At 31.1% G+C, this 12,011-nt stretch carries 12 protein-coding genes; 8 read left to right on the top strand and 4 right to left on the bottom strand.

The features are described 5' to 3' along the window. Nucleotides 1-210 precede the first annotated feature (210 nt). A complete protein-coding gene (locus METVU_RS01435) occupies nt 211-1,722 on the top strand; it encodes an AMP phosphorylase (RefSeq protein WP_012819702.1) in 1,512 nt (503 codons plus the stop codon). Nucleotides 1,723-1,899: 177 nt separating this feature from the next. On the opposite strand, the gene METVU_RS01430 is transcribed toward METVU_RS01435, so the two are convergent. Beyond that, nucleotides 1,900-2,553: a metal-dependent hydrolase gene (locus tag METVU_RS01430; protein ID WP_012819701.1), complete on the bottom strand. Its 654-nt coding sequence runs from the start codon at nt 2,551-2,553 to the stop codon at nt 1,900-1,902. 320 nt (nt 2,554-2,873) lie between these two features. Here METVU_RS01430 and METVU_RS01425 point away from each other — a divergent pair, with 320 nt between their 5' ends. Both METVU_RS01425 and METVU_RS01420 read left to right on the top strand, forming a co-directional pair. Beyond that, nucleotides 2,874-3,518, top strand: a complete 645-nt coding sequence (locus METVU_RS01425; protein WP_012819700.1) for a metallophosphoesterase — start codon at nt 2,874-2,876, stop codon at nt 3,516-3,518. A gap of 169 nt (nt 3,519-3,687) precedes the next feature. Then, complete coding sequence (locus METVU_RS01420) at nt 3,688-4,272, top strand: hypothetical protein (protein ID WP_012819699.1); 585 nt, start codon at nt 3,688-3,690, stop codon at nt 4,270-4,272. 331 nt (nt 4,273-4,603) lie between these two features. Here METVU_RS01420 and METVU_RS01415 read toward each other — a convergent pair whose 3' ends face one another. Then, nucleotides 4,604-4,993 carry an HIT family protein gene (locus METVU_RS01415; RefSeq protein ID WP_012819697.1) on the bottom strand — a complete coding sequence of 130 codons (390 nt, stop codon included), beginning with the start codon at nt 4,991-4,993 and terminating at the stop codon, nt 4,604-4,606. Between the two features lie 264 nt (nt 4,994-5,257). Here METVU_RS01415 and METVU_RS01410 point away from each other — a divergent pair, with 264 nt between their 5' ends. Together METVU_RS01410 and METVU_RS01405 are read left to right on the top strand one after the other, a co-directional pair. Beyond that, entirely contained in the window at nt 5,258-5,431 is a 174-nt protein-coding gene (locus METVU_RS01410; RefSeq protein ID WP_012819696.1) for a hypothetical protein, read from the top strand. Continuing rightward, nucleotides 5,419-6,327 carry a hypothetical protein gene (locus tag METVU_RS01405; protein ID WP_012819695.1) on the top strand — a complete coding sequence of 303 codons (909 nt, stop codon included), beginning with the start codon at nt 5,419-5,421 and terminating at the stop codon, nt 6,325-6,327. Before METVU_RS01410 ends, METVU_RS01405 begins: the two co-directional genes overlap by 13 nt. Nucleotides 6,328-6,377: 50 nt before the next feature. Here the strand turns inward: METVU_RS01405 and METVU_RS01400 are convergent, their stop codons facing one another. Together METVU_RS01400 and METVU_RS01395 are read right to left on the bottom strand one after the other, a co-directional pair. After that, complete coding sequence (locus tag METVU_RS01400) at nt 6,378-6,833, bottom strand: hypothetical protein (RefSeq protein ID WP_048196675.1); 456 nt, start codon at nt 6,831-6,833, stop codon at nt 6,378-6,380. A 189-nt stretch (nt 6,834-7,022) separates the two neighbouring features. Continuing rightward, nucleotides 7,023-8,342 (bottom strand): methyl-coenzyme M reductase glutamine C-methyltransferase, encoded by a 1,320-nt coding sequence (locus METVU_RS01395; protein WP_012819693.1) that lies wholly within the window; start codon nt 8,340-8,342, stop codon nt 7,023-7,025. A gap of 308 nt (nt 8,343-8,650) precedes the next feature. Here METVU_RS01395 and hdrC point away from each other — a divergent pair, with 308 nt between their 5' ends. The 3 genes from hdrC to fni all read left to right on the top strand — a co-directional run bounded on the left by hdrC (nt 8,651) and on the right by fni (nt 11,674). Beyond that, entirely contained in the window at nt 8,651-9,211 is a 561-nt protein-coding gene (hdrC, locus tag METVU_RS01390; RefSeq protein ID WP_012819692.1) for a CoB--CoM heterodisulfide reductase subunit C, read from the top strand. A gap of 101 nt (nt 9,212-9,312) precedes the next feature. Beyond that, nucleotides 9,313-10,203 carry a CoB--CoM heterodisulfide reductase subunit B gene (gene hdrB / locus METVU_RS01385; protein ID WP_012819691.1) on the top strand — a complete coding sequence of 297 codons (891 nt, stop codon included), beginning with the start codon at nt 9,313-9,315 and terminating at the stop codon, nt 10,201-10,203. A 391-nt stretch (nt 10,204-10,594) separates the two neighbouring features. Next, on the top strand, nt 10,595-11,674 hold the full coding sequence (gene fni / locus METVU_RS01380; RefSeq protein ID WP_012819690.1) for a type 2 isopentenyl-diphosphate Delta-isomerase: 1,080 nt from the start codon (nt 10,595-10,597) through the stop codon (nt 11,672-11,674). Nucleotides 11,675-12,011 lie beyond the last annotated feature (337 nt).

The raw sequence follows: 12,011 nt of genomic DNA, 5'->3' as shown, positions 1-12,011 counted from the left end.
AAATAAAAAATAAACTAAAAAATTACATAATATCTCAGTTAACTAAACACCAATTTTTTAACAAATCAAATGGATCAAGGTTAAAGTGTTATAAATATAGAGTATAAAAAAATATTAAGTTAAGAAAAAATAAAAGATAAATAACAGATTAACAATATGACTAAAATATTAATAATGAACATTAAAATGAAAAATTTATGTGGGGATAACATGCTATTTCTAAAAGTTAGAGTATTAGACATTGATTTAGAAAACCTGGTTTTAATAAATTTCGAAGACCTAAAAAACTCGCAATACTTTCCTCAAGATAGAGTTGTAGTGGAGTTTAAAGGAAAAGAGGTTATAGGGATTTTACATTCTTCAACAACGTTAATAAACAGAGGAGAAATTGGCTTACCTAAAAAGATTGTCTCTGAACTTGGAGTAAAAGAAGGGGATGTAGTTACGATAAAACATGCGGAAAAACCAAGGTCTCTTCCTTATATAAGAAAAAAGATGGATGGTAATAAATTAAAAAAAGAAGAGATTTTTGAAATTATAGATGAAATGGTAGAGGGTAAGTTAACAAATATAGAAATATCTGCTTTTGTAACGTCTTTATACATTAACGGAATGGACATGGATGAAATCGAAGCAATGACAATAAGAATGGCTGAGACAGGAAAAATGGTTAATTGGGAGGGACATATCTTTGATGTGCATTCCATTGGAGGTGTTCCAGGTAATAAATATGCTCTGCTGGTAGTGCCAATAGTTGCATCTACTGGACTAAAAATTCCAAAAACATCTTCAAGAGCAATAACATCAGCGGCAGGAACGGCAGATGTTGTTGAGGTTTTAACAAGAGTGGATCTAACGATTGAAGAAATAAAAAAAGTAGTTAAAGAGACAAACGGTTGTATGGTATGGGGAGGGGCTCTGGATTTAGCTCCTGCGGATGATATTACAATAAACGTTGAGAGACCTCTTGGAATAGATCCTGAACCTCTTCTTCTGTCAAGTGTAATGGCAAAAAAATTGGCAATGGGTGTTAACAAGTTGTTAATAGATATTCCCACAGGTTATGGAGCAAAGGTTAAGACAGTAAAAGAGGCGTCAAGTTTAGCAAGAAAGTTTATAGAGTTGAGTGATAGATTAAGAATACTTACCGAATGTGCAATAACTTACGGTGGACAGCCGATTGGAAGAGCAATAGGTCCTGCATTAGAAGCGAGAGAAGCACTTGTGGCATTAGAGGATTATAAACAAGCCCCAACAAGTTTGATTGAAAAATCTTTATCCTTGGCAGGAATTTTATTAGAAATGGGTGGAGTCGCACCGTTTGGAGAGGGTAAAGATCTTGCGGAGGAAATTTTAGCGAGTGGAAAAGCCCATGATAAATTTATGGAGATTATAGTAGCCCAGGGAGGAAAAGAAGTTAGTTCGGATGATATTGAATTGGGAAAATACTCTGCTGACATTCACTCTCCAATAGATGGATATGTTACAAAGATCTCAAATGCTGGGATAACAAAACTTGCAAAAGAAGCGGGAGCTCCAAATGATAAAAAAGCAGGCATCTATCTAAACGTAAAAGTTGGGAATAAGGTAGAAAAAGGGGATGTTCTTTATACAATATACTCTGATTCAGAAGAAAGATTAAAATCAGCTGTTAAATTAGCGAGGATAGTGTATCCTATAAAAGTTGAGGGAATGTTGCTTCAACGAATCTCGCGATTTTAAGATATTATTAAGATTTTTAAGGTCTATATTTATTTAATATCCTTGAACTTGTTTAAAACTTGTTCAAACTAACTTAAACTACACATATTTTATGATTTTTTGTTATTTAAAATATTTGTAAAAAAGAAAAAGGTTTTTTATAGCAATTAATAATATAACAACAACTTAATAATCTAATTATAAATCCAGCGGTTCCCCGATATTAGGAACTACTACCTCAACTCCAAGGGCCTCTGCCTTTTTTACGAACTCCATTACATCAACCTCAATAAGCGGGAAGGTGTTGTAGTGCATAGGAATAACAATCTCAGGATAGATCAGTTCAATAGCAACTAATGCCTCGTCTATTCCCATTGTATACCTTCCACCAATAGGAAGTAGAGCCACTTGAGGAGCATAGATCTCCCCAATTAACTCCATATCTCCAAATAAGCCAGTATCTCCAGCATGGTAAACCCTATCATTTATAATAAACCCTGAAGCTACTCCTCCACTTATTGTCGGAGATATATCCGAAGAGTGCTCTGCTTTGACCATTGTTAATTTAGCCCCATTTATTTTTATAGTCCCTCCAATGTTCATTCCCTCTGCTTCAACTCCTCTATCAGATAGATAAACAGATATTTCATGATTTGCTACAACAGGAACTCCGTAAGTTTTAGAAAGCTCTTCGGCATTTCCAAGATGATCAGCATGTCCATGGGTTATTGCTATGACATCAACCCCATCCATAACCTCATCGTAAGGCAAATTACATAAGGGATTTGGAATGAAAGGGTCTATTAATACGTTATCTACTTTAAAGCATGCATGTCCATACCAGGTTATCATAACTCTCACCTAACAATATTTATCAATTTATAATTACATTTATTTGCAATTATCCTATTTACGTTTTATCGACTCAACGATCTCATCATTACTTTTGTCATTCATCTTTATTATTTATTTTATTAATTTTTTTATTATAGTTAGTAGTTTATAATTCTATTGTTTATCTACCATCTATGAATATGTTCAAATACAACGTGGACATATTTAATCATGTTATAAATATTGTTAATACTAAAATGTTAATCTTATAATCTTAATATAAAAATAAATATAAAAATAATAAAATATAAAATTGAAAAAATAAACAAAGGGATATTATGAAGATTGTGGGAATAACCGACTTGCATGGAAGATTTCCTCCAATAATAAATGAATTTAAAGAATTTGCAGATGTTTTAATAGTTAGTGGGGATATAACCCACTTTGGGAAAGGTATTGACGTTATTGAAAAATTGGCAGAGATTTCGGATTATATTGACGTTCTCTGTGTCCCGGGAAATTGCGATACTGATGAAGTTATAGATGAGTTGAATAATTATCATTTAAACATTGACGGAAAAGTAAAAAAAATTGAAAATATAAATTTTGTTGGGATAGGAGGAAGTAATAAGACCCCATTCAACACGCCAAACGAATATTCCGAAGAAGAGATCTACAATAAGATTAAAAATTTAATAGAAGGGCTGAGCAATATCTTCTTAATATCTCACGCTCCACCTTATGGGACTATGGCCGATATTGTCAATATAAGAGAAAATATCCATGTGGGAAGTAAAGCAATAAGGGACATAATCGAAAAATTTAATGAGAAAATTAAGTTCTGTGCTTGTGGTCATATCCATGAGAGTAGGTGCATTGATAAAATAAAAAATACCATTATAGTTAATCCGTCCCCAAAAAGTTATTTTATTTATAATACCAAAAAGAACTTTGTGGTTTTAGAGGATTTTTCAGGTTTATAAATTTGTTCTTTAATTTTTTGCTTAATTTTTTACTTTTTACTATTTAACACTAAATTTAGTTTTGAATATAAAAGCATAGATATATAATAAAATATGATAAAAAATTATATATAACCCTTTTAATATATAATTTACAAGAAATGAACAAAAATAGGACAAAGGTGATATAATGGACATGGAAGAGAAAGTATATGAGGAGGGGATATTAAAATTAAAAGAAAACATACCTCAAATCATAATAAACTTAGTAGTTGCAGGGTTAATATGGTTGTTTGGAATATTGGTGTTCATTCCAATTGCTGACATGCTCGGAAATCCTTATCTCTTTGGATTATCAGCTTTAAAGCCAATTATTTCAGCTATAATAGCGATAGCTTTGATTATAGTATTACTCAGAGTAACTAAGGACTTCGGAGAGTTGATGGACGGAGTAGCAGACATAATCGCAGTAAAATTAGCTGGAAAAAGAGTAAACGAAGAAAAATTAAAAAAATATAGAAGAGGACTAAGAGGACTTGCTTATTTGATCGTTGCAATAATTGCATATCTGTTCTTCTTACCAGTAATCTCTGGAATAACTCCTGTATTGGCTGGAATTATATTAATAGTATTGGTTCTTTGGGCAGTTACAGTTCTTATAAACATAGGACATATTTTCTCAGAAGAAATAGAAGAAGGAATTAGAATAGCAACTGAAAAATTAGAAAAGGCCTTAGAAAAATCAAAAAAGGAAAAAATCCAAGATAGCGAATAAAAAATTATTTAAGGTAGATCATGATGAAACACAGGTCAATAATGATCAATGCCATTTTATTATCTTTTTGGCTGATTTTGGCATATCTCCTTCCCAACTCTTTACAATTTTTGAATTATTTAGGAGTTGAAGATGTTAATTATGTGGGGGCATTTATGTTAATACTTCTAACAATATTATCAATAATCAGTTTAATTTTGCTGACAAGAAGTATGAAAAAATGTTTAATTAATAAAAATTAAAAAATATAAATAACAAATATTAAATAATTAAATTGATACTTAAAAAAAGAAAAGAAGAAAAACCTCAAGTCCTCTTAACCAATGCCCAGTTATTTATTGATCTCTCTTAAAACCTCATCTAAATCAACTTTTTTAATTTCTCCAAATTTAACAACCTCTCCATCTCCCTCATATCTTGGGATGATATGGAAATGGACATGATTAACTTCTTGTCCAGCAACTCTACCGTTGTTATTAACTATATTATAACCATCAAATCCAAGCTTTTTTAAAACCTCAACTGTCTTTTTAACTCCTTTTATAAATTTGCAGAGGTCATCATCTGGCATTTCATCAAATCTCTCATAGTGCTTTTTAGGAACAACCAAAGTATGGCCTTTATTTCTTGGATTTATATCTAAGAAAGCTAAAACATGCTCATCTTCATAGACAACCTTTGCTGGAATTTCTCCATTGATTATTTTGCAGAATATGCACATTCTTTCACCTAAATTATTTTTTATTAGTTATTTAGTTGTACTATCTTCATCCACATGTTTTGAACTGGAGTAGTTTACCAATTAAAGTAAAAGTGTTAGTTAATGTTGAATAGGTAATAATCAGCTTTTGAAGTTTTTTAAATAAATACTTAATTACAAACATTTAAATAGTTTTGTCTCATAATTTTTAATTGTTAAAATTTGTGGAGAGGCAATTCAAAAATAATCCCAAGGTGGGAGTTTGGGCAAGGGGAGGTTTTCCTTTTGCTTCTTTGTGTAGTTGGGTTAGTTGTTTGTTGTGGTTGTATTGGTGATGAGCACCACCACAGGCACTTTAAGAGAGGATTTGTTAGTTTGGGAGAAAGTTTGAAATCTATTAAAGAAGAGTTTGGAGTTGTTGTTAATAACATTTTGGAGGCGGGAGTATGGGAGTGTTGAAGTTTCTTCTTATAATTTTTTCTATTGTAGGATTAGTCCTCTGCTGTGGATGCACAAGTGAAGGTAGTAGTGGCAAGCCAGTAGAGAATGTTGAGGTTAAAACCCCAACCACATCAGGAGGAACACCCACTACTACAACTACTACAAGTCAAGAAACTCAAACTCAAACAATAACCACAACTACAAAAGAAGAAACTAAAGCAGAAAATGAAAACTCCCAAGCTGAAGGATTGCCAGCGTGGGCTAAGCAATATTTGCCACCAGATGCTAAGAATTATACATATTATGTTTGGAAGATTATAAAAGTTGAAGATGATGGAATAACTTGTAAGGCAGAGTTTATTGGCAGTAATGATAAAAACATAGATAAACATCCTGGAATGATATATACTGAACAATTGTTAATTTATACAAGATCCCCAGATAAACGAGATTTTAATGATTTCTTAAAATGTAATGGAGTTGATCTCTTTAAAGTTTTAACAAATGATACTTTAAAGCAAAAATACGAAGAAAAATATAAAGAGTACTTAAAAATTTGTAACGAATCTTTGGCATGGGAAAGAAAAGAGTTGGAAGGAAAAGAACTTGTTGTGTTGATGTGTTGGTTGGATTGCGATAAGGTAAAAAATATTAGTAACTACCCCAACCCAGGAGTCTATGGAGCAATTTATATCATATATGATAATGGAAAGGATTATGAGTATGAAGTATTAAAAAGAGGTTATGGATTTGGTAATGAAGAATACTTAAAACAATTATATCAAAATGCACTAACTAATAATTATACTGAAACAGCAAATTACTTCAAAAAGAGTATAGATGCACAAGAATACGCTAAAGAGCATAAATTGGGAGTTTGGAGTATTGATTTGAGTGATTTAAAAACAGATTAAAGCTATTTTCTTTTTCTCTTTTAAAAGTTAAAAAATGTGGAAAATTATTTTTAGTCGTTTAGTTTTTGCCACTTGCCCTCATAACCAGCCCAACCTACAACATTTGGAGAGCCAAGAAGCTGTTTAGCTATCTTTCCATTTACGTAAGATAGTAAATATCCTAAAGGATTAGTAATTCCCAAACTAAGTGGAGAAGCTACTCCAATAGTTTCTGCCCATGTGGCTGGTGCAGGTAACCTTCCAAACATTATGACCCCAACCCTTTCCATTTTTGCAGTTCCGTAAGTATCACCAGGGATAAACTTCACAACAACATAATTCTGTGTTGGATAAGTTAGATAAATATCCTGTTTTCCAATAATCATGTTCTCAAAATCTATTTTTTGTACTGGGAATAATCCAGTGAGATAAACGAGGGCTGCTTCAGTATCTTTAATACTTATTGACTTAGGATATGTGCTCAAATACGCAAGACTTGGAGCATCATAAGGGGGTTGGGTAATCATTATTAACATTCACGACGAGTAGGTTTGGATATGCGTTTTTAGGCATGTTTGGATGAGTAACGAGTTGAACTTCTCCAGGTTTAGCCCAATAAAACTCTTAATAATTTAAACCTTTTATTTAATAATTCAAAGGTATGAAATACTAAGAATACACTACTTCTCTTACACTTATTAGTGCCTCTTTGCAGATTATTTTAATAGTAAATCCTTATACTTAAACAATAACTCAATTATATCTCTTATATCTTTCCCTTGCATCTTTGCCTCATTTAAATATAGGTTATAGAGTTGAGGAGTTAATGGTCTTGGCATACTCTTCCACATTTCAGCATGAATCAGCAAATCAAAGCATCGTGCCTCTGCTTCACTTAATCCCAACTTTTTATATGCTCCTTCATGTATTTTATATAACAAATTCTCTTCCTTAGGCATAGATAAAACTAAATCGCACAACTCTGTTGTAGGAATTGGCTCAGCGATAGAGACAAAAACATCATCCAACTCAGCATCTACAATAAAGTCCTTTGTTAATAGATAATCCATCTCTGTCTCTGTTGGATACGCGACTATAAAGCTCCCAGCTACCTTAACCTCACAATCTTTGGCTAATTTTATTGCATCTAAGTTCTTCTCCCTGTTGGTTCCTTTTTTCATATCTCTCAAAATTTTATCACTACCACTTTCGATTCCATAGAACACCCATCCAATTGTATAATTTTTTATTGCAGTTAATATATCTTCATCAACATAATCAACCCTCATATCTGGAACAGACAAGTTATTCTTCCCAACAATTTTAGAGACATTTTCCAAGAGTTCAAAAAACTTATTTCTATTTACTGATTTTTTGAAAGCATATAAACTTCCAGTTCCTCCACTAATTGCAATTCTCTTAGCCCCTGCTCTTTTAAATGCTTTAACTTCCTCAACAACATCTTCAACATCTCTACTCCTAATGTTTTTACCAAAAAATTTCGGAACTTGGCAAAAAGTGCAGTTGCCTAAACAACCTCTATGTGTTTCAATATAAACATTAGCCCCTCTGACTGATTGCTGTCCTATATCCTTGGGTATCAGTGGGATGGGATGATCTAATTCGGGTTTTTCTTTTGATAAATTTATGACTATCTCATCTCCCTCCCTATAAGCTAATCCCTCTTTATCTCCTTTAACTATTCTCGGTGTTGTTATTTCTCCTTCTCCAACTATAACTCCATCTACATTTAATTCATTTAAAATAATCTCGGGATAAGCTGAAACACAACCAGCGATGTAAATTTTGGTTCTGTTTTTTCTTGATTTTTTTATAAATGTTATGGTTCTTTTTATGTTTTCATTTAGTATATGAAGTGTAGAGTATAAACTGAAAATTATAACGTCTGATTTCAAAAATAATGTTTTATCAATTTTTTTAACTAATTTAACGTCGTGTTTCTCATGTTTTAAAATTCCTCCGATAAGCATTGCCCCGTAAGTATAAACGTCTGGACTGTAAATTGTGATTTTCATCAAATCCCCTTTCTTTTTATTAAAGATTTTTTAAATTTATTTTGTAGTTAATAGAAAGATTCAATAATGATTTAGTTTTGCTTAATTTTTTAAATTTTATGTTTTTATTTATCTTTTGCCATTATAATTTATTAATTCGAATTCATGTATAAGCTATCTACTAAAATATAACAATATGTAAACATATAATATCTCCAGTAATACATTTAAACAGTTAGATAACTATGTATTTTACATTTATCTAATACTCGTATTCGAAGTTTCTAATTATATATAAGATTTATTCCAAAATATGACTGGGTGATATTATGGCAGTTATAAATATGGAAAAAGTGAACAAAAATCTAATAAATGAAGTTATCGAAGCAGGAAAATTAGTTTTAGGAGAAAGTGTTGTAAGCTCGATTAAAGCATGTTATCAATGTGGAACCTGTACTGGAAGCTGTCCAAGCGGTAGAAGAACTGCTTATAGAACAAGAAAGGTATTAAGAAAGGTTTTATTAGGTTTAGATGATGTTTTAGACACTGATGATATTTGGTACTGCACAACTTGCTACACCTGTTATGAAAGATGTCCAAGAGATGTAAAGATAACAGAAATTATAAAAACACTAAGAAATGTTGCTGCAAAGAAAGGAAATATGGATTTATCACACAGAAAAACTGCTTCTTATGTTTTAAGATTTGGACATGCTGTTCCAGCAAATAAACAGGTTGTTGAATTAAGAGGAAAACTTGGTTTACCAGCAAAGTCCCCAACTGCTCAATTTAGCGAGAAGGATTTAGAAGAAGTTAGAACATTAATTAAAGAATTAGAATTTGACAAGTTGATTGCCTTTGATTGGGAAAAAATGGATTTAAAAGAATAATAACTTTAAAAAATAAAAATAATCAAAATTAAAAAAATAAAACAAATAAAGAAAAAATAATTATAGAGTATAAAATGAAATAATAAACAGTTGGTGATAATATGAAGTATGCGTTTTTTTTAGGATGTATAATGCCCCACAGATACCCAGGAGTTGAAAAAGCGACAAAAATAGTTATGGAAGAATTAGGAGTTGAGTTAGAGTATATGCCAGGGGCTTCATGTTGTCCAGCTCCGGGAGTTTTTGGTTCTTTTGATCAAAAGACATGGCTAACCTTAGCAGCAAGAAATCTATGCATTGCTGAAGAGTTAGGATTAGATATTGTAACGGTGTGTAATGGTTGCTATGGATCACTGTATGAGGCAGCACACATTTTGCATGAGAATAAAGAAGCATTGGACTTTGTAAACGAAAAACTGGATAAAATAGGAAAACAATACAAGGGAACCACAAAAGTCAGACACTTTGCAGAACTTATATATAAAGATATAGGTGTTGATAAAATCAAAGAAAAAGTGGTTAAACCATTAGATGCTTTAAATGTTGCAATTCACTACGGATGCCACTTTTTAAAACCTGCTGATGTTAAACACCTTGACTCTCCAGAGAGACCAAAACTACTGGAAGAGATCGTTTCAGCCACTGGAGCTAACCCAGTAATTTATAAGGATTACTTAATGTGTTGTGGAGCTGGAGGAGGAGTCAGATCAAGATTTTTAACCACTGCATTAGATATGACAAGAGAGAAAATTATAAATATGCTTGAAGTAGGGGCTGATTGCACCGTTAATGTCTGTCCATTCTGCCACTTACAGTTTGATAGAGGGCAGGTAGAGATAAAGGAGAAATTTGGAGAAGAATATAAATTGCCAGTTCTACATTTAAGTCAATTATTGGGTTTAGCGTTTGGAATGAAGCCAGAGGATTTGGCTGTTAGCGTTCACGCGATCCCAGTTGATCCAGTTTTAAAGAAATTAGGAATGCTTGAATAAATTTTATATTTTTATTTTATTATATGTTGATTAATTTTTAACCTTAGATTTTTATATTAAGTATTGAATTTTAATTTAATTATTTTAAGTATCATTTATACATTAATATTTATTGTTTATCTTTAATTTATCTTTTTATTTTTTATTTTTATTATTTATGTTTAGTTCTTATGATCAAATTATCTTATTTGTTATGATTTTCGATAATTTTTGATCTGATCTCTTGAAAAAAGGTTTTAATTTGACTTTTGATATATTTTTTATTTTTAAGTAAAGAGCTTATTCTTCAATTTTTTAAAATAAACCAAATGTTTTTATAAAAGTGTTTCTTTTTAATCTTATTAAAAACCTCGCGAGGCACCAAATATTTATATACTGTATTGGTGAAATTATGGATAATAACGAAAGTAGTGTAAAAGAGATAGAAATTAGGAAGTTAGAACATATATTTTTATGTAGTTATTGTGATGTAGAGTATGATAAAACAACTCTACTTGAAAATGTGGAATTAGTCCACAGAGGAACATGTGGAGTTAATTTTAATGATATAGAGACGGAAATAAAACTATTTGGAAAAAGATTATCCGCCCCAATTATTGTTTCTGGAATGACGGGGGGGCATAGCAAAGCAAAGGAAATAAATAAAAATATAGCCAAAGCGGTTGAAGAACTTGGTTTAGGAATGGGTGTCGGATCTCAGAGAGCCGCGATTGTTAATGAAGATCTAATTGAAACATATAGCATTGTTAGAGATTACACATCTAATCTTGTTATTGGAAATTTAGGAGCAGTTAATTTTATCGTTGATAAGTGGGATGAGGAAATAGTAGATAGAGCAGTTGAGATGATAGATGCTGATGCTATGGCAATACATTTTAATCCTTTGCAGGAAATAATTCAACCAGAGGGGGATTTAAACTTTAAAAATATGGTAAAGATAAAAAATGTAATTACCAATTACAAAAGAAAATATAAAAATATACCCTTCATCGCAAAACAAGTAGGAGAAGGTTTTTCAAGAGAAGATGCATTGATCTTAAAAGAGATTGGATTTGATGCAATAGATATTCAAGGAAGTGGAGGAACTTCATGGGCAAAGGTTGAGATTTATCGAGTTAAAGATGCAAATACAAAAAAATTACTTAAAAAGTTTTCTGATTGGGGAATTCCTACTGCTGCTTCAATATTTGAGGTAAAAAGTGTTTATGATAGAGTAGTTATCGGCTCTGGAGGTATAAGAAGCGGATTGGATATAGCCAAGTGTATAGCAATTGGTTGTGATTGCTGTTCAGTTGCTCTGCCTATACTGAAAGCAAGTTTAAAGGGTTGGGAAGAGGTTGTTAATGTCTTAGAGAACTATATAAAAGAGTTAAAAATAGCGATGTTTTTAGTTGGTGCTGAAAATATTATTGAGCTTAAAAAAACACCTTATATAATTAAAGGAACGTTAAAAGATTGGATAGATAGATAAAAAAGTTTAATAAAAATTTAATTTATAAATGTTTTGGTTTATTATTGTTTGTTATTGTTCACTATTGCACGTTGATTCGTTTAAATTATATAAAAGTCGCATATAATTTGTGTAAGGTTATTGGTTTATTACTTGTTGAAATTAAGCTGTGATCTTGTTGAATTTGTCGTTTTAACCTTTGTTGTTATGTTGTTTATTTCATTTGAACAGATTAAATTAAAAATTACAGATTTATAATATAATTGAATATATAGTTTAATAGATTAACCAATAATCAAGAAATGAAAATAACTCTAAAAAATAAAAATAATCAAAATTAAAAAAATAAAACAAAATA

It is taken from the genome of Methanocaldococcus vulcanius M7 (assembly GCF_000024625.1).
GTDB lineage: Archaea > AGJL01 > Methanococci > Methanococcales > Methanocaldococcaceae > Methanocaldococcus > Methanocaldococcus vulcanius.
Note: the sequence above shows the minus strand (reverse complement) of the source record. Positions and strands in the feature narration are given on the sequence as shown.